Origin of the sequence: Roseobacter litoralis Och 149, from assembly GCF_000154785.2 — a bacterium.
Lineage (GTDB): Bacteria > Pseudomonadota > Alphaproteobacteria > Rhodobacterales > Rhodobacteraceae > Roseobacter > Roseobacter litoralis.
In genome coordinates this window covers 2,518,623-2,539,902 of sequence record NC_015730.1, presented here as the reverse complement: position 1 = coordinate 2,539,902, position 21,280 = coordinate 2,518,623, and the positions used below count along the sequence as shown (strand labels likewise).

Below are 21,280 nucleotides of genomic sequence, written 5' to 3'. Positions count from 1 at the left end.
GGGCGCTGTCGGTGCTTGCGGGCGCGCGGTTGGGCTGATAGCTGCTATTCCGAGAAATTCTATAAGATATCCGGAGAACTCTGTGACGACTGATGCGCCCCGGCTCGAAATTAAAGATATTTGCTGTGCATTTGATGGTCGCCGGGTTGTAGATAACGTCTCATTGCGCATCAACCGGGGTCAGGTGACCTGTCTTTTGGGGCCATCGGGCTGTGGTAAGTCCACAACGCTGCGTGTGATCGCGGGCGTTGAGATGCAGGACAGCGGTGAAATCTATGTGGATGGCAAACTGATTTGCGATACCGCGCATCGCGTCCCTCCGGAACGGCGTGAAATTGGGCTCATGTTTCAGGACTTTGCCCTGTTTCCACATCTGAGTGTGGCAGACAACGTGGGCTTTGGCCTCAAAACCGGTGGCAAAGCCGAAAGACGTGCCCGGATCGAAGAGTTGTTGGAGCGTGTGGACCTGAAACGTTTCATCGACGGCTTTCCGCATCAACTTTCCGGGGGCGAGCAACAGCGGGTCGCCTTGGCGCGTGCGTTGGCCCCAAAACCGAAAATCATGCTGATGGATGAACCGTTTTCCGGCCTTGATAACCGGTTGCGAGACGGCATCCGGGATGAAACGCTGACGATCCTGAAAGAGCAGGACACGGCTGTTTTGCTGGTCACACATGAACCCGAAGAAGCCATGCGTATGGCCGATGAAATTGCGCTGATGCGCGATGGCCGTATTGTCCAGCAGGGCGCGCCCTATAATGTCTATACGCGCCCCATGGACAGGGCTGCCGTGGCGTTCTTTTCTGATGCAAATGTCATTGCGGCCGAGGTGAACGGCGCGCTGGCGCGCACCCCCTTTGGCAGCTTTCTGGCCCCCGGTGTGCCCGATGGCACGCCCGTTGACATTGTGTTTCGCCCGCAGCATCTGCGCATCGATTTTGACCGCGCAGGACAAGGGCCCAAACCGACGGCCAGTGATGGCACCGCCGTGCGGGCGCTGGTTGAGAGATCGCGCTTCATGGGCAACGAAAGCCTTGTTGAGTTCCGGCTGGATCATGACGGATCGGTTTTGAAATCCACCGTACCGAACGTGTTCCTGCCCAAACCCGGCACGGTGATGTGGCTGACAATACGGCGGGACCGGTGTTTCATCTTTCCGGTCTCGGAACGGACAGACAAGGGAACATGATGCAAAAACTGTTGGTTGAATTTGGCATGGGCACCTCGCTGCGGCGGGGGGATTACACACAAGCGGCTGTGCGGGGCGTAAAGGATGCGCTTTGGCACAACTCCATCAATCTGGCTGAACTGTTCGGCTTTGAGAAAACGGACATGCGCATTCTCGTGGATGTGGGGGTTCAGGCACCCGAGAAAGTCGATGTTGGCGAAGTGCTCAAGGTATTTCCCTATGGTCAGGCGGAGGTCCGCGTGCAGGTGGGTGGCCTCGATATTCCGCGCCCGGATGGCGACGGGCATCCGACGATAATGGCGAATGTGGCGCTGACCGTGGGCTTTGACATGGAGCGGATCAATGACTGAACAACGCATGATCATCGAAATGGGTATGGGCAATGATCTGCACGGTCAGGATTATACCAAGGCCGCCAAACGCGCGATTGAAGACGCGTTTCGACATTCCTCGATCCCTTTGTTCGGCCTGCTGGGGCTGAGCCATGAGGTCATGCGCGTTCAGGTGACCGTGGGGGTTCAGGACCCCGATGCGGTGGATGCACAGGCGCTTGTGGACACGCTGCCGCGCGGGCGGGCATCGGTCCGTGTTGTTAAGGGAGGGCTGAACGTTGAAACGGTAAGCGGTGATCCCATCGTGGTGGCGCAAGCCAGTGTTGAGGCATTCCTGCCGCTACAAACCGGGTGGACGCTCAAAAGCTGAGCAAGCAGCCGGCGGCCATAGGGCGCACAGGATCCTGAACAAATCCGCGGCGGTTAAGGCGTGTAATCCGCCAGTGTTTTGCCGGGCTCATCAACAAATAGCTCCGGCAAGGCTTGTGCGGTCTCGATCAGATCGACGCGAAAGACACGAAACGCTTGCCTGAGTTCGCACCACGCCGTCAACGTCCAGATGCGCCCCCAATATTCCATATGCAGCGGGCGCACGATCCGACGGGTGCGGGCATTTCGCTTTGATTGGTAATTCAATTCGACCTTTTGGCGGGCCTTGATCGCGGCGCGCAAGGTTGGCATATGCGCAAATGCGCGGGTCGCATCGGCAAACGGATAGACGGCAAATTTCCATTCATCGGCCTGTGCGATAACGCGGCTTGGGGACACGGCGTCAATTTTTGCCCCGAGGCTCAATGCGGCAGCCTTGAGGTCGGGATCAGCCGCTTCGCCGACAATGGCGATGCCGAGGTTCAGCGCTTCCATCTCAGCAACGGAGAGCGTCAACGGGGGCAGGGTGATCGCCTCAGTAATCATATACCCCACGCCCCGTTCCCCCTGCACCGGAACGCCGGAGGCGACCAGCGTGTCCATGTCGCGGTAAATCGTGCGCGTGGACACTTCCAACTGCTCGGCCATGTCCTGCGCGCGGTGCAAGTTGCCGTCGCGCAGGATCTGGATGATGTCAAAAAGGCGGTCAGTGCGGCGCATGATCCTCCGGTGCCCAAGAAAAATGAATGTCGGCGTGGCGCAGGTTGACGCTTTGCGCATCAATCATTTTCATGAAAGGTGCCGCTTCGGGGGCGGCCATGATTGCGCTCGCGGCGTCTTTTGCCGCTGTCATCGATGTCCATGTGATGTGATCCACCCAACCGCCGGTCTCGTCACGGCTGAGGGTGCGCGATATAACCGCGCCAGTCCGATGTAAAAACGGCGTCATTTGCGCGGCAGCCTTCGCAAAGTGGTCCGGGTCCGTGCCCGCGTTCAGACGAAAAGTTACGATTTCAGCTACAGTAGTGTCAGTCATGCACGTATTCCTTGTATGTGATCTGCAATGCGAAGCTTCTGACAGGATGCAACTGACATAAACCTGTCAGTTGAGTTTTGCGAGCGCTAAAATTAACGCAATTGATCGCCGCAACTCTCCTTTTGATGCAGATTGCGGTTTAGCCTCTGTCCCGCTTTTTCTACAGTTAAACATGACAGCCCTGCATTTGACGGGCGAATTTCTTTTGGGAGCATGAGAATGTTAAACAATATTGGTCTGCCGGGACTTTTGCTGATCGCGGTCGTGGTGCTTGTCCTCTTTGGGCGCGGTAAAATTTCCAGCCTGATGGGGGAAGTCGGTAAGGGCATCACGTCCTTTAAAAAAGGTGTGAGCGAAGGACAGGACGAGATCACGACCGCATCTGAGCAAGCGAAAGACGTGACACCTGAGACTGAAAAAGACAAGGTCTGAACCATGTTCGACCTTGGCTGGACAGAGATGCTGGTCATCGGCATCGTAGCGCTTATTGTGATTGGTCCCAAAGACTTGCCCGTGATGTTCCGCACGCTTGGGCAGTTCGTCGGAAAGGCCAAGGGCATGGCGCGTGAGTTCAGCAGAGCGATGAATGACGCCGCCGCTGATTCTGGTGTCAGCGACGTCACCAAGAGCCTCAAGGCGGCCGTGAACCCTGTGAATTCCGCCATGGACAGTGTGAAATCCGCCGCATCGGATCTGGGCAAGTTTGATCCCGACAGCGAGACGGGAAAGCTGGCAGCTGACAAAGCGGAACGCGCACAAAATGCCAAAAAGATCCAGGCCGCCACAGCGCGCGCCGCAGCGGATCGTAAGCTGAAAGAAGCGCAAGAGGCGCAGGCCCGCGCTTCAGAACTCGAGGCTGCCGTGACGCCCCCTGAAAAGAACGAGACATGAGCGCATCCGAAGACATGGACGAAAGTGCTGCACCGCTGATCGAGCATCTGGCCGAGCTGCGCACCCGGTTGATCCGCTCGGTCATCGCGTTTTTGATCGGTATGATCATCTGCTTTACCGTGGCAACGCCGATATTCAACTTTCTGACGGACCCGCTCTGTGCGGTTCTGGCGGATCGCGGACAGGATTGTGATCTGATCTTTATCAGCCCGCAGGAAGGCTTCTTTGTCGCGATCAAAGTGTCGTTGCTGGGTGGCTTTATGCTGTCTTTTCCGGTGATCGCTCATCAGATGTGGCGGTTTGTGGCCCCGGGTCTGTACAAGAACGAAAAGGGCGCTTTTCTGCCGTTCCTGATCTCGTCGCCGGTGATGTTTCTGTTGGGAGCATCCTTTGCCTTCTACGTCGTGACGCCACTGGCTTACGATTTCTTTCTGGGGTTTCAGCAGTTTGGCGCTGAGGGCGAGGCGGTCGTCGGCGATCCTGACTCCAGTCCGGGCTTGAGTGTGGTCTTTCAAGGCTCGGCACAGGAATACCTGAACCTGACAATCAAATTCATTGTGGCCTTTGGCATGTGCTTTCAATTGCCCGTGTTGCTGACGCTGATGGGTAAGGCCGGTCTGGTCAGTGCCGAGGGGCTGGGCAACGTGCGCAAATATGCGGTTGTGGCCATCCTTGTGCTCGCGGCTCTGGTCACACCGCCTGATGTGATAACGCAGGCGATCCTGTTCGTGGTGGTTTATGGGCTCTACGAGGTGTCGATTTTCCTCGTGAAACGCGTTGAAACCAAGCGCGAAGCCAAACTGCGGGCCGAAGGGTATTATGACGATGAGGATGACCCTGCGTGATCAAAGACCCGATGGAAAGGATCGCCGCTGCGCTTGAGCGCATGGCACCCGCACCGCTGGAAGCGCCTGATTTCTCTCAAGCTTCTGCTTTCGTGTGGCACACGGAACCGGACCGGCTGGAACCGGTTGAAAACGTATCGCGGATTGATTTGCCCTTGTTGGTTGGTGTGGATCGCTCGCGGGACACGTTGTTTGCCAATACCGAGCAGTTTGCCAAAGGGTTACCCGCAAATAACGCGCTTTTGTGGGGCGCGCGCGGCATGGGAAAATCAAGCCTAGTCAAATCAATACACGGTAAAGTTCATGCGTCACATGAGGCTCTGCGTATTGTCGAATTGCAGCGCGAGGACCTGCCGTCGGTCGGCCGGTTGCTGAACTTGCTACGGGGCAGCCGCTATCGCTTTATCCTGTTTTGTGACGATCTGTCGTTTGGCCATGATGACGCGCATTACAAAAGCCTGAAAGTGGTGCTTGATGGTGGCATCGAGGGACGCCCCGATAACGTGGTGCTATACGCGACATCCAACAGACGCCATCTGATGCCGCGCGATATGATTGAGAATGAGCGGGGGTCAGCGATCAACCCTTCCGAAGCGGTGGAAGAAAAGGTGTCACTCTCTGATCGCTTCGGTCTCTGGCTGGGCTTTCACCCCTGTGATCAGGATCAATACCTGCAAATGATACGCGGGTATTGCGACGCGCATGGCGTGGATATTGATGACGACACGCTGCGTGCCGAAGCGATTGAATGGCAAGCGACGCGCGGATCACGCTCCGGGCGTGTGGCGTGGCAGTATTTCACTGATTTGGCTGGGCGCAAGGGTGTCACCCTGAACGCATAGTGGCCAAGCGGTTCAGTTTGCAAATTCAACACATCGACTTTGCAAAGCTCTTTTTGCCGCGCCTGATTTACGGCGCTATTGCAGAAACGGCATAGGATCCACGCTGTCAAACCCGCGCCGTACTTCAAAATGAACAAAGGCATCATCGCCATCGCGCAGCTTGGCAATGCTTTGCCCTCGTGTCACCCTTGTGCCCTTTTCGACGCTGACGTCGGTCACATTGGCATAGACGGTCAGTAATTCGGGTTCATGTCGGATCACGATGATCGGCACGCCCTCGGCACTTTTGGTGACGGCCGCAACGGTGCCGGCATCCGCTGATTTCACGTCCGATCCAGGGGCGGCTTTTATGTTGATGCCCTCATTGCGGCCCTTGGAATACTCACGAATGATGGACCCGTTCACCGGAAACAACATGCGGGCCACATCAGAGGCCGCCGTACGTTCACCCACATCAATGGAGGGCTGCGGCTGTGTCTCGGACAAGAGTGGTTCGGGCGGTGGCAGTGGTCTGGTCGCACTGGGAGGCGTCGGTGTGGGAGAGCCGGTTCCAGGCTTTGGCGTGGCGTCTTCGGTTTGTGCGGCGGGGGGAGATTGCATCGCGACCGGGATCAGCAAAAACTGCCCTTCGCGGATCGCAAAATCGGAACCGAGGCCATTCCACTCGGCCAGTGATTTTACAGGAACCTGATAGAGGCGCGAAATGGTATAGGCGGTCTCGCCGCGTTCAACCTTGTGGCGCACGGGTTCTTTTCCGGTGCTGGCAGGCTCAGCCGTACCAGAGGCGGGCGGCAGGGCCGCGACACGCACGTCACCGTTGTTTGTCTCGGGGGCGCGGTCGATAGCATTCCCGGCCAATGCGCCAATATCAACACTGCCCGGTTGAATGGGGCCATCGCTTTGTGCGCCTGTCAAAGGGCTTGGTTCGGCCACACGGTTTGGCAGGGCGATGATTTCACCACTGCGCAACGGCGCGGTCTCATCAATGCCATTGAAGCTGGCGAGGGCAGGTGCGTCCACGCCCAAGCGCGTCGCGACGCTTTGGATCGTATCCCCCTGTTCGGCCACGGCGACCTGATAGTTGGGATAGGAGATCACGCCCCGATTGTCCGGTTGCGGACGCTGTTCCGTGCCGACCTGACTTGCTGCATCTGCTGTGGAGAACCCGCCACCGATGCCGCGCAAATCGTAATCGAAACCTTGCGTGCATGCGCCGAGCAGCGCCACGGTGCTTGCGCTCAATAACAATAGGCGAACCCGCGTGCGGGAAATATGTCTGACCATCTGCATGTCCTCAACGTTGCTCTTTGAGCGTGAGCCGGTTTTCCGGCCGCTTATTCGTTAACACTATAACAGCTTATCCGTCCTTTCCCAAGCCTTCCAGCAAAGGAACAAAGCGGACTTGCCGCAACTCGTCATATTCAAGACCATCTTCGGTCTTGTGAACAACGATCAGATGCTGAACGGCGTCAGATTGTCCGACGGGAATGACCATGATGCCCCCGACCTTGAGCTGCTCCATCAGCGTGCTGGGAGGATCTTCTGCGGCGGCAGTGACGAGGATGCGATCAAAAGGGGCCTGATCCGCAAGGCCATAGCTGCCATCTGCGGTGATCGCGGTGATATTTGTGAGGTTCATCTCTTCGAAAAGGGTGCGCGCCTCGCGCACCAATCGGCTGTGGCGGTCCAGCGTATAGACCCGGCGGGCCAGACGGCTGAGGATCGCCGCCTGATACCCGGAGCCTGTGCCCACCTCCAACACCTTGTCGCGCGGGCTGATCCTGAGCGCCTGCGTCATCAGCCCGACAACCGATGGCTGGCTGATGGTCTGACCGCAGGCAATCGGCAGCGGCATGTCCTCATAGGCGCGCTCAGCAAAAATCCCCCGGATAAAGGGTCCGCGGTCGATACTCTCCATTGCTGAGAGCACGCGTTTATCTGTGACACCCTTGGAGCGCAGCGCATAGAGGAACTGCATCTTGCGTTCTGCCTCAGACACGTCTGTCATCATGTATTGATGCCTGCCAGCGGAGCCATCATGTCATGCGCGGTCAAATCCGCCCGCATCGGCGTGACCGAGATGTACCCCTCCAGATTCAACTGCGCGTCAGACCCGGGTGCGGTCGGGCGATGCTGATCGCCGCCTTTGATCCACAAAAAACGCCGACCCGATGGGGCGTTATGCGGCTCGGTCGAAAACCCCAGACCCTCGCGGAAGCCTTGCGTTGCCAACCGGATACCGAGGACTTCGTCGGCCGGAACAGGGGGGAAGTTCACATTGTAAAACAGACGGTAGCCACCCGTTTCCTGCGGTGTATGCGCAAGGATGCGCTGCACCACATCGACACCATGCTGTGCTGAGGCCTCGAAGGGGTTCTCGATGGAGTTGTTGCGCGGCCCGTAGTATTGCGAAAGCGCAATCGCGGGTAACCCTTGCAGGGCTGCTTCCATGGCGCCGCCAATGGTGCCCGAGTAAAGCGTGTTTTCAGCAGAGTTATTGCCCCGGTTCACGCCGGAAAGCACCAGATCGGGCGGGCTGTCTTTCATCACATCGTGCAAGCCAGCCAGCACGCAATCTGCCGGTGACCCTTCAGCGGCAAAGCGGCGCGGTCCCATTTGCGCAACCATCATGGGGCGGGTGTAGCTGATGCAATGGCCGACGCCGGATTGTTCGAACGCAGGTGCGACTGTCCAGACTTCGCCCTTGTCACCCGCCAGCCGGGTTGCGATTTCTTGCAAAATCATCAGCCCGGGTGCGTTTATCCCGTCGTCGTTCGTAATTAAAATGCGCATATCCAAGCCCCTTTTGGCTTTGATAGGCGAGCGGGTGGAGCGCAGCAAGAGAAGCAGCCCTCTGTCATGTATTTTGGATGCTGAAAGCTCAGAGTTGTGACAGAAGTGCTTCGGCTGCGTCCTTGGCGGGCGTTAACACATCGCGGTTCTCACCGGGATAGAAGCGCCCGCGGGTCGCGGTTGGCATCGGTGGCGGTGTCAGAATATGCACCTTTGGTCCCGTCGTCGCGCTCTCGGCCTGCCACGAGCGGGCCAGCGCAATCTGCGCGGCCTTGCTGGCGCCGTAGCTGCCAAAGAACTTTTCCCCTGCGCATGGATCATCAAAGAACACCGCTTGTCCGTCTGCACCGAGGAGTGGCGAGACAAAAGAAATTAATGTCGCAGTTGCGGTGACATTGGCGGCGATGGATTTGGCCAGATCCTTGCTGTCGATATGGCTTGTCGGTGTCAGGGGGGCCGCATGAATGGCCGCGTGCAGCCACAGATCAAGGCTGCCCCAACGATCAAATATCCCACGGCAGAGCGTCGCCATGGCGTCCGTATTGGTGATGTCCATGGGCGCGAGCGTGCTTGTGCCGCCTTTTGCCTGGATGTGGTCGTCCAACTCTTCGAGAGCGCCGGTTGTTTTCGCAACGGCGATGATGTGATGCGTAGGTGCGAGCGCTTCGGCAAGAGCGTATCCGAGGCCGCGCGATGCGCCGGTAATGAGAGCAGTTTTTGTCATGCCCTGCTGGTGCCGTGTTATCGCGCGGGCGTCAAGCGTTCTTGCGGTGGTAGGTCAGTGTCAGAACAGCGCAATGCGCGATGGCCTGCTCGGGCAGCGGTGCATCCAATGGCAGATAAAGCGCGCGCTTGCCTTGATATTCAAAACTTGTCGGATAGAGGCTTCGCATCGTGTCCGCGAGCGTGGTGTTGCAATTCACAAACATGCCAATCTGGTTGGGGCGCGCTTGCTGCCACGCGAGACGAAGCGTTGATCCCACCTTTGGTTTGTCCGGGTGCCACGCAGGCTGTCCCCATTTCAGCGTTTCGATCAGGTTTACGTCCTGCGCATCGGCGACTGAACCCAGAACAATAGCCCGGATGTCATGAAAACGGTCTTTCGCCTTTCGCGGCCAGACCGTGATACGCTGTTCGACGAAGGCGGGCAGGGGTGGTATGGCCCCCGACACTGCGTTTACTCGGCTGCGGGCTTCATTTCAAAGCCGTCTTCGATTTGATCTGAGGGGACAACCGGGTATTCGCCGGAAAAACACGCATCACAATACTGTGGCTGTTTCGGGTTCCGGCCTTTCGCCTCGCCCACGGCACGATAAAGGCCATCCAGTGAGATGAATTTCAGGCTATCGACCTGCAAATGGTCTCGCATTTCCTCTTCGGACATGGTTGCCGCCAGCAGCTTTTCGCGTTGCGGCGTATCCACACCGTAAAAACAGGGCCATGCGGTCGGCGGTGAAGCAATGCGGAAATGCACCTCTTTCGCGCCGGCATCCAGGATCATCTCTTTGATCTTGCGGCTCGTTGTCCCGCGCACCACGGAATCGTCCACCAGAATGACACGTTTGCCGCGGATCAGTGCCCGGTTCACGTTCAGTTTCAGGCGCACGCCCATGTTGCGGATCTGCTCGGTCGGCTCAATAAACGTGCGTCCCATATATTGATTGCGGATGATCCCCATCGCATAGGGGATACCCGACTCCAGCGAATAGCCAATCGCCGCCGGGGTGCCTGAATCGGGAACCGGACAGACAAGATCAGCCTCAACCGGGCTTTCCTTGGCCAATTCACGCCCAATTGCCTCGCGGGTTTCATAGACCGAACGTCCGCCCAGAATGCTGTCGGGACGCGAGAAATAGACATGTTCGAAAATGCAGAAACGTGGTTTTTGCGGGCGAAACGGAAACTGGCTGTCGACACCCTTTTCCGTAATGACGACCATTTCACCGGGTTCAATTTCCCGAATAAACTCGGCCCCGATGATATCCAACGCACAGGTTTCCGAAGAAAGCGCCCAGCCATCCCCGATTTTGCCCAGAACAAGCGGTCGCACCCCAAGCGGATCACGCACGCCGATCAATTTAGTGCGCGTCATCGCGACAACTGAGAATGCCCCTTCAACCCGGCGAAGGGCGTCTTCCATGCGCTCTGGAATGTTGCGTTGCAAAGACCGCGCCATAAGGTGGATGATGCATTCGCTGTCGGAAGAGCTTTGAAAAATTGAACCGCGTTCGATCAACTCGCGACGCAGGGCGTTCGCGTTGGTGATGTTCCCATTATGGGCGATGGCAGCACCGCCCATGGCAAATTCACCAAAAAACGGCTGGACGTCACGAATGGCTGTCTGGCCTTTTGATCCGGCGGTTGAATAACGCACATGCCCGATCGCAATTGGTCCCGGCAGTGTTTCCATCACTGATTTGCTGGTGAAGTTGTCCCGCACATATCCAAATCGGCGTGCTGATTGGAACCCTTGTACCTTGTCGTGGCTGACGATGCCGCCCGCCTCTTGTCCGCGATGTTGCAAGGCGTGCAAACCGAGGGCCACGAAATTGGAGGCATCGACGACACCAATGACGCCAAAAATCCCGCATTCTTCTTTCAGTTTGTCGTCGTCATCGCTGTCGCGCAGATAGCTGGTATCAAACGGATGAGCGGGTGGCATAATTTTGGACAACGGGGCAGCTCCGAATCCGATTTGCGGTTGAGCACTGTTTAGGCGCTGCGCAGGCTTATGTCACGAACCTATGACGGTCTTGGCGCCGATTGTCGCGGTCTTTGCTGAAGTGAGCACCTGTGGCGTGACATTTTTTCTCGCACTGCGGGAAAACCATGCATCGATAACAGGTGTTACTGTCCGCAATTGCTGACCAGTGCTTCGTATTGGCCGGTGATCCATCCCAACGCCTGCTCGGGCTCGGCGCCTTCGATTTCGTCGGTCAGTTGAGAGAAAACCGCGGCAGAGCGGCTGTTGTCGACGATGGTGTAGCTTTCACCTGTGACGACGGTGTTATAGACGAAGAACCCGACGGCAACGAGCAATACGCCACGCGCAACCCCAAACAGAAAACCGAGGCCCTGATCCACGCCGCTGAGTGCGGAGCGCTGGATGACTGAAGAAAACAGTGGGGTAAAGAGAGACACAATGATCAGCGAGACGGCAAAGACAGCAGCAAACGCCCCGATGATCGACAATTCGCAACTATCGGCCAGAAATTCGCCAACTACCGGCACTTCGCGCACCATGGGTTCGACCTGTGGGGCAAACATGAAGCCAAGGATGGCCGCCGCAACCCAGCCGACAATCGCCATGATCTCGCGCACGACGCCGCGACTATAGGCGAGCAGCGCCGAGATGACGATCACAAGGGCCACGACCCCGTCAATCATTGTGAAGTTTTCCATAGCCTCAACTGCCTCTTTACGTGACGCTTAGCCTGCGCCAAAAATCTCGCCTACAAAGCCTGTCAGGTCCGGCATCGTATTTAACGAAATACCACTGACCCCGACCGCTTTACCGCCCTTGGCAGCAATGGCGCTGGTAAAACCAAGTTTTTGCGCCTCTTTCAACCTGTTTTCGGTCTGGGTGGCCGGTCGCAGGGCACCTGACAGGCTGATTTCACCAAAAACGACGGTATCTGCGGGGAGCGCGGCGTCTTCGCGTGCGCTGAGCAACGCCGCCGCAACCGCAAGGTCCGCCGCCGGTTCTGACACTTTCATGCCGCCCGCGACATTCAGATACACATCCAGACCTGCGAAGGGGATGCCACATCGCGCCTCCAGCACGGCAAGGATCATTGCAAGCCGCCCACCATCCCAACCGACAACCGTGCGCCGCGCCTGCGAATGGGGGGACGGAGACACCAGTGCCTGAAATTCAACGAGGACAGGACGCGTGCCCTCAACCCCGGCAAATACGACAGACCCGGGTGAGGGGGCCCCCCGTTCGCTCAGAAACAGCGCGGAGGGGTTGGCGACTTCGTCCAGCCCGCCGCCCGTCATCTCGAAAACACCGATTTCATCGGCGGGACCAAATCGGTTTTTAACCGCGCGCAGAATGCGGAACTGATGCCCGCGTTCGCCTTCAAAATAAAGCACCGTATCGACCATGTGTTCGACCACGCGCGGCCCTGCGATCTGGCCGTCTTTGGTTACATGTCCCACAAGGATCACGCTGATGCCTTTGCGTTTGGCAAAACTCGTCAGCTCATAGGCGGCGGCCCGCACCTGGCTGACGGAGCCGGGCGCGCTTTCGACATTGTCGGCCCACATGGTCTGGATGGAATCGATGATGGCAAGCTGGGGCTTTTCTGCTTCCAGTGTCGTGAGGATGTCGCGCAGGTTCGTCTCGGCCGCCAGTTGGACGGGCGCGTCGGTCAATCCCAAACGCTGTGCGCGCATGCGTACCTGCGCCGAGGCCTCTTCGCCCGAGACATATATGGTTTTCAAACCACTGCGTGCAAATTGGGCTGCGGCCTGCAGCAGCAGCGTGGATTTGCCGATACCCGGATCGCCACCGACAAGTATGGCAGAGGCCGCAACCAATCCGCCGCCCAAAACGCGGTCCAGCTCTTTGATGCCGCAGGTGGTGCGGGGCGGAGGGGCTTCTTCGGTGGAAAGATTGGTGAGCTTAACGGATGAGCCACGCTTCCCCCCGAGCGATTTCGCGGGACCTTTCGAGATGCCTGCGTCCTCGGAGATCGTATTCCACTCGCCACAGGTTTCGCAGCGTCCGGCCCATTTGGTTGTGACACTTGCGCAGGCGGAGCAGGAGAAGGAGGGGGATTTAGCCATGGCCTCTTGTGGCGCAGACGAGGATTGCCGTCAAAGAGATTTTAAGCGGCCGGTTCGTGCAGGTTCTACCAAGCCGCGCAGCAAAGCAGACCTCAGAATTTTCTGAGGCCTGCCTTGGCGTTCTGTGCACCTTGAGGTGCGTGGTGTCGTGTGGTTCAGGCCGCGCGGCGCTTCATCCAGCCAAAGATGCCCACACCCGCAAGGAGCAATGGTAAACCGGCGGGCAGCGGAACTGCGGAAATCTCGTCACCTGTCACCTCGATCAAATATCCCGTGCCACCACCGTGATCCTCACGCAGCAACTGCAGGAAGTTCGTGCCGGCCTGAACCGTGCCGAGATCAAGCGTGAATTCTCCCAAACGCGCGCCACCCGGTGCCATTGCACCGCCCTGGAACACACCGTTGAGCCAGACGAAAATACCGTTGTCGACCCCGATGCTGAGGTTGAGGTTTGCAAGCCCGTTTGCACCAGCGTCAAAGGCATAAATGACCGCTGTTTCATCGTTGACTGTCCAGTTGCGCGGAATTGCCTGCTCGTTTGTGGACCATGCACCGCCGGGTGTGGATGGCGTTGTCAACCAGTCACCCAAGGCAGAAGCCGCCGCCGTTAGATCGGGTGCATCGCCGGGACCAAATGATTGTGTAGGGTCGCCATCGCCCACGCCAGGGAATGCGTTGGAGGTGCCGTTCAGGACGTTTCCAATACCCGCGTTATAGAGGCCCTGCGTGCTGGAATCGATGATTGTGACTGCATGACCTGCTGCTGCCGTTGCAACGACAATCGCTGCCGCGAGGACGAACTTTTTCATACCCAATTTATCCACTGGTTAAACCGAAACTTGTTAAAACGTCTAAAATTCTCTTGAACCGAAATGCCACAAAGGCATGTGCGTCGCAATTACAATGACGCTAAATGGTTAATGCTTCGATCAAGGCCCGCGCGGAAAAAATATCGGATTTGACGCTGTGTATACCCGTGCCAAAATGAATCCCCGCTTATGTCTATCGGACGGATTCAATCGGCCCTTCGGCGCTGCCATTGATGAACTGTGTGAGATAGGGATCACCGGAGTCGTCCATCTGCGCTACCGGGCCAGTCCACTGAATGACACCCTCATGCAGCATGGCAATATTGTCAGCAATCGCGCGCACACTTGTCATGTCATGCGTAATGGTCATCGCCGTTGCCCCCATTTCCACGACGATTTCGCGAATGAGATCGTTGATGACACCGGACATGATGGGATCAAGGCCGGTCGTGGGTTCATCGAAAAAGATAATCTCCGGCTCAGCGGCGATTGCGCGGGCAAGGCCCACACGTTTCTGCATGCCGCCTGACAACTCTGCCGGTAAGCGGTCTGCCACATCGGGCTTCAGCCCCACGCGCCGCAGCTTTTCAATCGCGATGGCGCGCGCTTCGTCTTTGGGCCGCTTCAGTGAGCCGCGCAGCAACCGAAAGGCCACATTCTGCCAGACCGGAAGACTGTCAAACAGGGCGGAGCCCTGAAAAAGCATGCCAAAGCGGGCGAGAAAGGCATCCCGGTCGCCGGTTGCCGCATCCTTGCCATCGACTATGATCGTGCCGGTGTCCGGTGTGACAAGCCCCAATATGCATTTCAGCGCAATTGACTTGCCGGTCCCGGAACCGCCGATGATGACCATTGACGACCCTTTGTCGATCTGCAGGTCTATCCCGCGCAGAACGTGGTTTGAACCAAAGGATTTATGAACGCCTTCCATGCGGATCATAGCGTGAAGAATACCCCCGTCAGAACGAAGTTTGCGGCCAGAATGAGAATGGCCGCCCCCTCGACGGCCCCTTTTGTGGCACGACCAACACCCATGGCACCGCGGCCTGAATTCATGCCGTGATAACACCCCATGAGAGCGGCGCAAAAGCCAAACACGGCCCCTTTGGTCAGGGACGAGATCACATCCAGCGGTTCCAGAAAGTTCACGGTGTTATTGATATAGGTCGCCGCATTGAACCCAAGGGTTCCGGTTGCGACAGCATAGCCGCCGAAAATGCCGATGATATCCCCGATAGCCACCAGCAGCGGCACCACCAGCACCGCCGCAAGAACGCGCGGCACGGTGAGATATTTCATCGGGTGCGTGGATAGCGTTACGAGCGCGTCAATCTGTTCCGTCACCTTCATGGTCGCGATCTCGGCGGCGATGGATGACGTAACCCGCGCGGCAATCATCAGACCGACAAGAACCGGGCCCAATTCGCGCACCATACCGACCGCAACGATTTGGGGCACGACGGATTCGGCGTTAAACCGGGACCCGCCTGCGTAGATCTGCAGGGCAAGCGCGCCCCCGGTAAAAAGAGCCGTCAGCCCGACAACGGGCAGGGACAGCCATCCGATATTCACCAGTTGCGTCACGAATTCGCGGCCATAAAAAGGCGGTCGCACCAGATGGCTGATGCATTGGCCGCCAAAGATAGCGATCCGGCCAATGGCTGCCAGTGCGCCCATAATCACGCGGCCTATGACGGCGAAAAACATCACTGCGTATAGACCCTTTTGTATCTTTCGCCGAGAGACGTCAGTATTTCATATCCAATGGTATCTGCAAAGTCCGCAACCGTGTCGACCGACTGGTGACGGCCAATCAGTTGCAGGCTTTCCGGGTCTGCGCTGAGTGCCGTGACATCGACACCGATCAGATCCATGGAAACGCGGCCCACCACGGGTACGGCGACATCACCTGCATGCAGGTTCGCCTTGGCCCCCATCGCGCGGATCAGGCCATCGGCATAGCCAGCCGAGATCGTGGCAATCCGCGCAGGTGCCGCCGCCGTCCATGTGTTTGCATAGCCAACCGTCTCTCCGGGGTGCACGTCGCGCACCTGAATAACCGGCACGTCCAACTGCACAACGGGCAGCGCATCGACAAAAGGCAACCCGCCATACAGGCCAATGCCCGGTCGGGTCAGATCGAAATGGTAATCGCTGCCCATCAACAGCCCCCCCGTTGCCGCAAGGGAGCGGGGAGCAGAGATGTCGTGCGTCATCTCGATAAAGCAGTCCAGCTGCTGGCGGTTCATCTGGTGCGACGGCTCATCCGCGCAAGCCAGATGCGACATCACGAGGCTGGGAGGGCGCTGCGTGGCAACTTCGCGCACGCTGCGCCATTCAGCGTCTTCCATGCCGAGCCGATTCATGCCGGTATCAAGCTGGATGCCAAAGTCATGGTCGGGCAGGGCCTCAACATGTCTGATCAACTGGTCGATGGAATTGATCATCGGCGTGAGACCTGCGTCTCGGATCAGAGGGGTGTCCCCCTCCATATGGCCGGAAAAAACGCTGATTTGCGGCCCCGTGCCAAGGACTTCGCGCAGGGCGGCCCCTTCTTCGGCGACGGCGACAAAGAAATGGCGCGCACCGGCCTGCGCGAGTACGGATGCGGCAGTGCGCAGACCCAAACCATAGGCATTGGCTTTCACGACAGCCGCGGTTTCGCTGTCTGATCGGGCGTTCAGATTTCGCCAGTTCGCCGCCAAGGCAGAAAGGTCAATTGTCAGGACTGCAGTGCTCATGGCGCGTTCATGACACGAATGCGCGCAAGGTCAAGTCTTTGGGCAAGTATGCAGCGCACCCTTTGCCGGAAATTGCCGGTTGATCACATAAAAGCTGTTCTTTTCATGCGTTCAGGGGATTTCGAAGTAGGTCCGATTGGCCTCGCGCATCTTTTCGCCGACAAGACAGTCGTAAGGGGAAGGCACAGCAAACTGCGCCTGTCTGACATAGGGTGGCAAAGCGGAGACTTCGAGGATCAGTTTTCGCTTGATGGCGGCGGGAAACTCATTCCAGCTGAGTACGGGAACAACAAAAGCGCCCGGCCCGCCGATCACGCAGTTTTCATAGTAGATATCAAGATCGGGAATGCCCCAGAATTCAGACAGTAAATCGACGGTCATCAGGGGCAACCCATTGATCACAAACCCCCGCGCCACCGCTGCATCGCGCAATTGGGTCACCGGTGGGCCCTGATTGTTCGGGCCATCGCCCGACACGTCAATGACACGCCGCAATCCGGTAAAGCCATTGTGCTCAAAACTTTCCATGGCATAGGCAAGCGCACCGGATATGGATGTCCGGCGCATGGCCGGGGATTTCCTGGCCGCTATTGTCTCTGCGATATTCTGTGCATCCTGCGTTGTGGCCAATATTTGCCACGGCACCACGATCCGCTGCGCCTGATCGCCTGCCCACTCAACATAGGTGACCGCAATACGACCCAGTGGCCCGTCCTTTATCGCGGCGAGCACATCCGCGTCCATCAGTGCTTGGGAGTAGCCTTGCCGTTGCAGTTCCAACTCGTCCCGGTTCATTGACCTTGATACATCAACGGCGAGGAAAAGCTCGACATCAACTTCGATGTCTTGTGCAGGCAGGATCACGGGCCACAGAAAAAGCACCAGAGTGAGGATTCGCATGCCCTATCTCACGGAAGATCGACACGCCTGTCCACTCAATTTTAAACGAATGCATGGCTTCTGATGGCTCTGCGTCCATCGCGCTCGGGGCTGGCTAACAGGGCCGGATGTGCTGTTCGGGCACAGCGTCGGACAAATGCGACAGGCAGAATTGACCTGCTGCGTGGGCGGGATAGCGCGCAGATACGGCCATCGTGTCCGCCCGCAGATGGGGAACCGCGCCTAAAACTCGCGGTCGCTGCCTTGTTGCCATGGCTGAACCAGATTGCCAAAGCGCGTGAAACGCCCCTCAAAGCTAAGCTCAACTGTTCCGATGGGTCCATGTCGCTGCTTGCCGATGACCACTTCGGCGCGGCCATGCAGACGTTCCATCTCTTCTTGCCATTTTGCCATGGCCTCTAGGTCATGATCGCCGGGTTTTTCGCGTTCTTTGTAATACTCTTCGCGGAACACGAACATCACAACATCCGCATCCTGTTCGATGGATCCTGATTCTCGCAAATCGCTGAGCTGGGGGCGTTTGTCTTCGCGGTTTTCAACCTGACGCGACAGCTGCGACAGCGCAACGACCGGGATATCCAGCTCTTTGGCGATGGCTTTGAGGCCCATGGTGATCTCGGAGATTTCATTGACGCGGTTTTCAGATTTCCCCGTTCCGCGCACCAGCTGCAGATAATCCACCATCAAGACATCAAGCCCATGGGTCCGCTTGAGCCGCCGGGCGCGGGCGGCAAGCTGCGCGATGGGCAGTGCGGGCGTGTCATCAATGTAAAGCGGGCAGGCCTCAAGCGATTTCGCCGCATCCACAAAGCGTCTGAATTCGGTTTCTGTCATATCGCCGCGTCTGATCTGTTCCGAGGGCACTTCGGAGGCTTCAGACAATATCCGTGCGGCGAGTTGCTCAGCGCTCATCTCAAGGGAGTAAAACCCGACAACGCCACCATCGACGGCACCCTCACTGCCATCAGGGAGCGCGCCGCGTTTGTAGGCCTTGGCAATGTTGAACGCGATATTTGTGGCCAGAGAGGTTTTCCCCATCGACGGGCGGCCTGCGAGGATCAGCAAATCCGACCGATGCAACCCACCGAGTTTCTTGTCCATGTCGATCAGGCCGGTCGAGACGCCGGACATGCCACCTTCGCGTTGGTAGGCGGCGTTAGCTACATTAACTGCATCTGTTACTGCCTTAAGAAAGCTCTGAAAACCGCTTTCGGACTGGCCTTGTTCAGCAAGCGCGTACAGGGCCTGTTCCGCTTCGACAATCTGCTCACGCGGTTCAGAGGCAACGTCCACATGCGCGGCCTTGTCGGAAATCGTGCGCCCAAGCTGGATAAGGTCGCGCCGCACGGCCAGATCATAGATCATCTGCGCATAGTCCTTGACCGCAAATGCAGAAATTGCGGCCCCTGCAAGTCGCGCCAGATAGGCCGGGCCGCCAAGCTCCTTGAGGCCTTCATCGTCTTCCATGAAGGCTTTGAGCGTGACCGGGGAGGCAAGGCTGTTCTTGGCAATCCGCGCGGCGGCAATCTCGTAAATCCGAGCATGGACCGGGTCGTAAAAATGCTTGGGACCAATGATTGACGCCACACGGTCATAAATGTCGTTGTTGGTCAGAACGGCACCCAACAGCTGTTGTTCTGCTTCGATGGAATGCGGCATCGTTTCTGGCGATTGCACATCAACGCCGGTCGGATTGAAGGTCGATATCTCGTTCATGACTGTCCTTGCCTGCGCGGCATTTGCTGCTGCTGTTTTTTGTAACGCTTATGTGACAGATGTAGTTGAAAATTCCCCTGCCGCCTATCGGGACAAATCTGGGGATAACAAGGGCTGGACCCTGTGCACGACCCTTTATGTCCGCTGATATAGTATCAGGATGTAATTTTGGCGCAACATCTTGATGCAGGTTTTGATTCCCTGAGCAGGAAGTGAACCTGAATGTGGAGAAGATTTTATTTCTTGTTTGCTTCTTGCCACTTACGCGGATCACTCAGGAATTTTTCCACTTCACTGAGCGTTGCGTCATCGAAAACGCCCTGTGCCTTTGCTTCGGCGAGCACGTCCCACCAGGTGCAAAGTGAATGCAATGCGACGCCGTGATCGCCCAGTGTTTTCGTCGTTTCGGGAAAGATATCATAATAGAAAATCACCGCCGTATGCCCGCAGGTCGCACCCGTCTCGCGGATCGCGTCCACGAACGACAGCTTGGAGCCGCCATCGGTGGTCAGATCCTCAACCAGCAGCACACGTTCGCCTTCGCTCATCGCCCCTTCGATACGCGCATTGCGGCCATAGCCTTTGGGTTTTTTGCGCACATATGTCATGGGCAGGGCCATGCGTTCGGCCACCAGTGCTGCAAAGGGAATGCCGGCAGTTTCCCCGCCGGCGATGTTGTCAAAGGCCTCAAAACCAACATCGCGCATGACGGTGACGGTCAGAAAATCCATCAAGGTGGCGCGGATGCGCGGAAAGCTGATCAGTTTGCGACAATCAATATACGTCGGGCTGGGCAGACCGGAAGAGAGCGTAAAGGGGTCTTTCGCGTTGAAATGTACCGCGTGGATTTCAAGCAGCATGCGGGCCGTGAGGCGTGCCATTTCTTTCGCATCGGGGTAGGCGGAGGGGATCATATCGCTGTCCTTCGTGTTTGGATGGCTGAGCAGGGCGCTTTCGCAGAGACGATTACACCACCGTCCAATTCGGAACAAATCCGGGGTCAAATACGGTCACTGGTCCGTCCTCTGTTTCGATATGGCTGGGGAATGTGGCGGGCGTTTTTGTCAGGGTCAGACGTGTTTCGTTGACGGGCAGACGGTAGAACGCAGGCCCGTTCAGGGACGCAAATCCTTCCAGACGCTCTAGCGCTTGTTCTTCTTCGAAAACATGCGCGAGGATGGACATGGTGTTGGTCGCGGTGAAGCACCCGGCGCAGCCACAGGGCAGCAGCTTGTTGGCGTCTGTATGCGGGGCAGAATCCGTACCGAGGAAAAACCGCGCGTCACCTGACGTGGCCGCGGCGCGCAAAGCCAGCCTGTGTTCTTCGCGTTTGGCCACGGGCAGGCAATAGTAATGCGGTTTGATGCCTCCCGCGAGGATATGGTTGCGGTTGATCACCAGATGATGGGTCGTGATCGTCGCGCCGAGCGTGTCGTCCTGCGCCGTGGCATAATCCACCGCATTGCGCGTTGTGATATGTTCCATCACCACGCGCAGCCCCGGTGTCGCCTGCCGGATCGGGTCCAGAACACGGTCGATGAACACAGCCTCGCGGTCGAATATGTCGATGTCATCATCGGTGACTTCGCCATGAACACAAAGCGGCAGTCCGATCTCTGCCATACGCTCCAGCACGGCGCGGATATTGTCAAAATTCGCCACACCGCTGGCTGAATTCGTCGTAGCCCCCGCAGGGTAGAGTTTGACCGCATGGACCAACCCGCTGGCGTGCGCAGCAGCCATATCGTCAGGATCGGTGTCCTCGGTCAGATAAAGCGTCATCAGCGGTGTAAACTCTGCACCCTCCGGAAGCGCTGCGAGAATGCGCGCATGATAGTCTTGCGCCTGCGCAAAGGTGACCACGGGCGGAACGAGGTTCGGCATGATGATGGCGCGGGCGAAATGCGCGGTGGTTTCGGGCAGGACGGCGCGCAGCATCGCGCCATCGCGCAGGTGCAGATGCCAGTCGTCGGGGCGGCGGATGGTCAGCGTTTTTGTCATGTTTCTGCGCTAGCATAGGCACGCG

At 57.6% G+C, this 21,280-nt stretch carries 25 protein-coding genes; 7 read left to right on the top strand and 18 right to left on the bottom strand.

The genetic code is table 11. The annotated features are described in order from the left end of the window. Positions 1 to 82: 82 nt before the first annotated feature. Genes RLO149_RS12040 through RLO149_RS12030 form a run of 3 tightly spaced genes read left to right on the top strand, consistent with a single transcriptional unit; the run spans position 83 to position 1,891 of the window. Positions 83 to 1,189, top strand: coding sequence for an ABC transporter ATP-binding protein (locus RLO149_RS12040; protein WP_013962370.1), 1,107 nt, complete (start codon positions 83 to 85; stop codon positions 1,187 to 1,189). Further along, on the top strand, positions 1,189 to 1,539 hold the full coding sequence (locus RLO149_RS12035) for a Lin0512 family protein (protein ID WP_013962369.1): 351 nt from the start codon (positions 1,189 to 1,191) through the stop codon (positions 1,537 to 1,539). The genes RLO149_RS12040 and RLO149_RS12035 overlap by 1 nt, the downstream gene beginning before the upstream one ends. Beyond that, the gene (locus tag RLO149_RS12030) at positions 1,532 to 1,891 is read left to right on the top strand and encodes a Lin0512 family protein (RefSeq protein ID WP_013962368.1); all 360 of its coding nucleotides are present in this window, start codon (positions 1,532 to 1,534) and stop codon (positions 1,889 to 1,891) included. The genes RLO149_RS12035 and RLO149_RS12030 overlap by 8 nt, the downstream gene beginning before the upstream one ends. Before the next feature lie 53 nt (positions 1,892 to 1,944). Here the strand turns inward: RLO149_RS12030 and RLO149_RS12025 are convergent, their stop codons facing one another. Further along, positions 1,945 to 2,610 carry a helix-turn-helix transcriptional regulator gene (locus tag RLO149_RS12025; RefSeq protein ID WP_013962367.1) on the bottom strand — a complete coding sequence of 222 codons (666 nt, stop codon included), beginning with the start codon at positions 2,608 to 2,610 and terminating at the stop codon, positions 1,945 to 1,947. Further along, complete coding sequence (locus tag RLO149_RS12020) at positions 2,597 to 2,926, bottom strand: hypothetical protein (protein ID WP_013962366.1); 330 nt, start codon at positions 2,924 to 2,926, stop codon at positions 2,597 to 2,599. The genes RLO149_RS12025 and RLO149_RS12020 overlap by 14 nt, the downstream gene beginning before the upstream one ends. A 219-nt stretch (positions 2,927 to 3,145) precedes the next feature. Here RLO149_RS12020 and tatA point away from each other — a divergent pair, with 219 nt between their 5' ends. The 4 genes from tatA to RLO149_RS12000 are packed head-to-tail and all read left to right on the top strand — an operon-like array spanning position 3,146 to position 5,504. Beyond that, on the top strand, positions 3,146 to 3,358 hold the full coding sequence (tatA, locus tag RLO149_RS12015) for a twin-arginine translocase TatA/TatE family subunit (protein ID WP_011569372.1): 213 nt from the start codon (positions 3,146 to 3,148) through the stop codon (positions 3,356 to 3,358). A 3-nt stretch (positions 3,359 to 3,361) separates the two neighbouring features. After that, the gene (gene tatB / locus RLO149_RS12010) at positions 3,362 to 3,817 is read left to right on the top strand and encodes a Sec-independent protein translocase protein TatB (RefSeq protein ID WP_013962365.1); all 456 of its coding nucleotides are present in this window, start codon (positions 3,362 to 3,364) and stop codon (positions 3,815 to 3,817) included. Then, positions 3,814 to 4,662: a twin-arginine translocase subunit TatC gene (tatC, locus tag RLO149_RS12005; RefSeq protein WP_013962364.1), complete on the top strand. Its 849-nt coding sequence runs from the start codon at positions 3,814 to 3,816 to the stop codon at positions 4,660 to 4,662. Before tatB ends, tatC begins: the two co-directional genes overlap by 4 nt. Then, complete coding sequence (locus RLO149_RS12000) at positions 4,659 to 5,504, top strand: ATP-binding protein (RefSeq protein ID WP_013962363.1); 846 nt, start codon at positions 4,659 to 4,661, stop codon at positions 5,502 to 5,504. Before tatC ends, RLO149_RS12000 begins: the two co-directional genes overlap by 4 nt. 75 nt (positions 5,505 to 5,579) lie before the next feature. Here the strand turns inward: RLO149_RS12000 and RLO149_RS11995 are convergent, their stop codons facing one another. The 16 genes from RLO149_RS11995 to pyrC form a co-directional block, all read right to left on the bottom strand. Then, positions 5,580 to 6,788 (bottom strand): LysM peptidoglycan-binding domain-containing protein, encoded by a 1,209-nt coding sequence (locus RLO149_RS11995; RefSeq protein WP_013962362.1) that lies wholly within the window; start codon positions 6,786 to 6,788, stop codon positions 5,580 to 5,582. A 73-nt stretch (positions 6,789 to 6,861) separates the two neighbouring features. Further along, positions 6,862 to 7,515, bottom strand: coding sequence for a protein-L-isoaspartate(D-aspartate) O-methyltransferase (locus tag RLO149_RS11990; protein ID WP_013962361.1), 654 nt, complete (start codon positions 7,513 to 7,515; stop codon positions 6,862 to 6,864). Continuing rightward, on the bottom strand, positions 7,512 to 8,297 hold the full coding sequence (gene surE, locus RLO149_RS11985) for a 5'/3'-nucleotidase SurE (protein ID WP_013962360.1): 786 nt from the start codon (positions 8,295 to 8,297) through the stop codon (positions 7,512 to 7,514). The genes RLO149_RS11990 and surE overlap by 4 nt, the downstream gene beginning before the upstream one ends. A gap of 88 nt (positions 8,298 to 8,385) precedes the next feature. Beyond that, a complete protein-coding gene (locus tag RLO149_RS11980; protein WP_013962359.1) occupies positions 8,386 to 9,021 on the bottom strand; it encodes an SDR family NAD(P)-dependent oxidoreductase in 636 nt (211 codons plus the stop codon). A 31-nt stretch (positions 9,022 to 9,052) separates the two neighbouring features. Then, a complete protein-coding gene (locus RLO149_RS11975) occupies positions 9,053 to 9,469 on the bottom strand; it encodes a DUF1801 domain-containing protein (RefSeq protein ID WP_013962358.1) in 417 nt (138 codons plus the stop codon). Positions 9,470 to 9,474: 5 nt separating this feature from the next. After that, positions 9,475 to 10,959, bottom strand: a complete 1,485-nt coding sequence (gene purF, locus RLO149_RS11970; RefSeq protein WP_044025328.1) for an amidophosphoribosyltransferase — start codon at positions 10,957 to 10,959, stop codon at positions 9,475 to 9,477. A gap of 185 nt (positions 10,960 to 11,144) precedes the next feature. Then, positions 11,145 to 11,699: a CvpA family protein gene (locus RLO149_RS11965; RefSeq protein WP_013962356.1), complete on the bottom strand. Its 555-nt coding sequence runs from the start codon at positions 11,697 to 11,699 to the stop codon at positions 11,145 to 11,147. 27 nt (positions 11,700 to 11,726) lie between these two features. Then, complete coding sequence (gene radA / locus RLO149_RS11960) at positions 11,727 to 13,088, bottom strand: DNA repair protein RadA (protein ID WP_013962355.1); 1,362 nt, start codon at positions 13,086 to 13,088, stop codon at positions 11,727 to 11,729. A gap of 155 nt (positions 13,089 to 13,243) precedes the next feature. Beyond that, positions 13,244 to 13,897, bottom strand: a complete 654-nt coding sequence (locus tag RLO149_RS11955) for a hypothetical protein (RefSeq protein ID WP_013962354.1) — start codon at positions 13,895 to 13,897, stop codon at positions 13,244 to 13,246. A gap of 193 nt (positions 13,898 to 14,090) precedes the next feature. Beyond that, on the bottom strand, positions 14,091 to 14,837 hold the full coding sequence (locus RLO149_RS11950; RefSeq protein WP_013962353.1) for an ABC transporter ATP-binding protein: 747 nt from the start codon (positions 14,835 to 14,837) through the stop codon (positions 14,091 to 14,093). Then, positions 14,834 to 15,604 carry an MlaE family ABC transporter permease gene (locus tag RLO149_RS11945; protein WP_013962352.1) on the bottom strand — a complete coding sequence of 257 codons (771 nt, stop codon included), beginning with the start codon at positions 15,602 to 15,604 and terminating at the stop codon, positions 14,834 to 14,836. The genes RLO149_RS11950 and RLO149_RS11945 overlap by 4 nt, the downstream gene beginning before the upstream one ends. Then, positions 15,604 to 16,638, bottom strand: a complete 1,035-nt coding sequence (gene alr / locus RLO149_RS11940) for an alanine racemase (RefSeq protein WP_013962351.1) — start codon at positions 16,636 to 16,638, stop codon at positions 15,604 to 15,606. The genes RLO149_RS11945 and alr overlap by 1 nt, the downstream gene beginning before the upstream one ends. Positions 16,639 to 16,749: 111 nt before the next feature. Then, entirely contained in the window at positions 16,750 to 17,538 is a 789-nt protein-coding gene (locus RLO149_RS11935) for a DUF1194 domain-containing protein (protein WP_013962350.1), read from the bottom strand. A 222-nt stretch (positions 17,539 to 17,760) separates the two neighbouring features. Beyond that, positions 17,761 to 19,254: a replicative DNA helicase gene (locus RLO149_RS11930; RefSeq protein ID WP_013962349.1), complete on the bottom strand. Its 1,494-nt coding sequence runs from the start codon at positions 19,252 to 19,254 to the stop codon at positions 17,761 to 17,763. Between the two features lie 236 nt (positions 19,255 to 19,490). After that, positions 19,491 to 20,168, bottom strand: coding sequence for an orotate phosphoribosyltransferase (locus RLO149_RS11925; RefSeq protein WP_013962348.1), 678 nt, complete (start codon positions 20,166 to 20,168; stop codon positions 19,491 to 19,493). Between the two features lie 52 nt (positions 20,169 to 20,220). After that, entirely contained in the window at positions 20,221 to 21,255 is a 1,035-nt protein-coding gene (gene pyrC / locus RLO149_RS11920; RefSeq protein WP_013962347.1) for a dihydroorotase, read from the bottom strand. Between the last annotated feature and the right edge of the window lie 25 nt (positions 21,256 to 21,280).

What these genes read in the sequence shown, in the direction of transcription:
- RLO149_RS11980 (WP_013962359.1), bottom strand. Translation starts at nt 9,021, where the DNA reads ATGACAAAAACTGCTCTCATTACCGGCGCATCGCGCGGCCTCGGATAC.
- RLO149_RS11990 (WP_013962361.1), bottom strand. Translation starts at nt 7,515, where the DNA reads ATGATGACAGACGTGTCTGAGGCAGAACGCAAGATGCAGTTCCTCTAT.
- RLO149_RS12030 (WP_013962368.1), top strand. Translation starts at nt 1,532, where the DNA reads ATGACTGAACAACGCATGATCATCGAAATGGGTATGGGCAATGATCTG.
- RLO149_RS11950 (WP_013962353.1), bottom strand. Translation starts at nt 14,837, where the DNA reads ATGATCCGCATGGAAGGCGTTCATAAATCCTTTGGTTCAAACCACGTT.
- tatC (WP_013962364.1), top strand. Translation starts at nt 3,814, where the DNA reads ATGAGCGCATCCGAAGACATGGACGAAAGTGCTGCACCGCTGATCGAG.
- surE (WP_013962360.1), bottom strand. Translation starts at nt 8,297, where the DNA reads ATGCGCATTTTAATTACGAACGACGACGGGATAAACGCACCCGGGCTG.
- alr (WP_013962351.1), bottom strand. Translation starts at nt 16,638, where the DNA reads ATGAGCACTGCAGTCCTGACAATTGACCTTTCTGCCTTGGCGGCGAAC.
- RLO149_RS11935 (WP_013962350.1), bottom strand. Translation starts at nt 17,538, where the DNA reads ATGCGAATCCTCACTCTGGTGCTTTTTCTGTGGCCCGTGATCCTGCCT.
- purF (WP_044025328.1), bottom strand. Translation starts at nt 10,959, where the DNA reads ATGCCACCCGCTCATCCGTTTGATACCAGCTATCTGCGCGACAGCGAT.
- pyrC (WP_013962347.1), bottom strand. Translation starts at nt 21,255, where the DNA reads ATGACAAAAACGCTGACCATCCGCCGCCCCGACGACTGGCATCTGCAC.
- tatB (WP_013962365.1), top strand. Translation starts at nt 3,362, where the DNA reads ATGTTCGACCTTGGCTGGACAGAGATGCTGGTCATCGGCATCGTAGCG.
- RLO149_RS12035 (WP_013962369.1), top strand. Translation starts at nt 1,189, where the DNA reads ATGCAAAAACTGTTGGTTGAATTTGGCATGGGCACCTCGCTGCGGCGG.
- tatA (WP_011569372.1), top strand. Translation starts at nt 3,146, where the DNA reads ATGTTAAACAATATTGGTCTGCCGGGACTTTTGCTGATCGCGGTCGTG.
- RLO149_RS11955 (WP_013962354.1), bottom strand. Translation starts at nt 13,897, where the DNA reads ATGAAAAAGTTCGTCCTCGCGGCAGCGATTGTCGTTGCAACGGCAGCA.
- RLO149_RS11965 (WP_013962356.1), bottom strand. Translation starts at nt 11,699, where the DNA reads ATGGAAAACTTCACAATGATTGACGGGGTCGTGGCCCTTGTGATCGTC.
- RLO149_RS11925 (WP_013962348.1), bottom strand. Translation starts at nt 20,168, where the DNA reads ATGATCCCCTCCGCCTACCCCGATGCGAAAGAAATGGCACGCCTCACG.
- RLO149_RS11945 (WP_013962352.1), bottom strand. Translation starts at nt 15,604, where the DNA reads ATGTTTTTCGCCGTCATAGGCCGCGTGATTATGGGCGCACTGGCAGCC.
- RLO149_RS12020 (WP_013962366.1), bottom strand. Translation starts at nt 2,926, where the DNA reads ATGACTGACACTACTGTAGCTGAAATCGTAACTTTTCGTCTGAACGCG.
- radA (WP_013962355.1), bottom strand. Translation starts at nt 13,088, where the DNA reads ATGGCTAAATCCCCCTCCTTCTCCTGCTCCGCCTGCGCAAGTGTCACA.
- RLO149_RS11930 (WP_013962349.1), bottom strand. Translation starts at nt 19,254, where the DNA reads ATGAACGAGATATCGACCTTCAATCCGACCGGCGTTGATGTGCAATCG.
- RLO149_RS12025 (WP_013962367.1), bottom strand. Translation starts at nt 2,610, where the DNA reads ATGCGCCGCACTGACCGCCTTTTTGACATCATCCAGATCCTGCGCGAC.
- RLO149_RS11995 (WP_013962362.1), bottom strand. Translation starts at nt 6,788, where the DNA reads ATGGTCAGACATATTTCCCGCACGCGGGTTCGCCTATTGTTATTGAGC.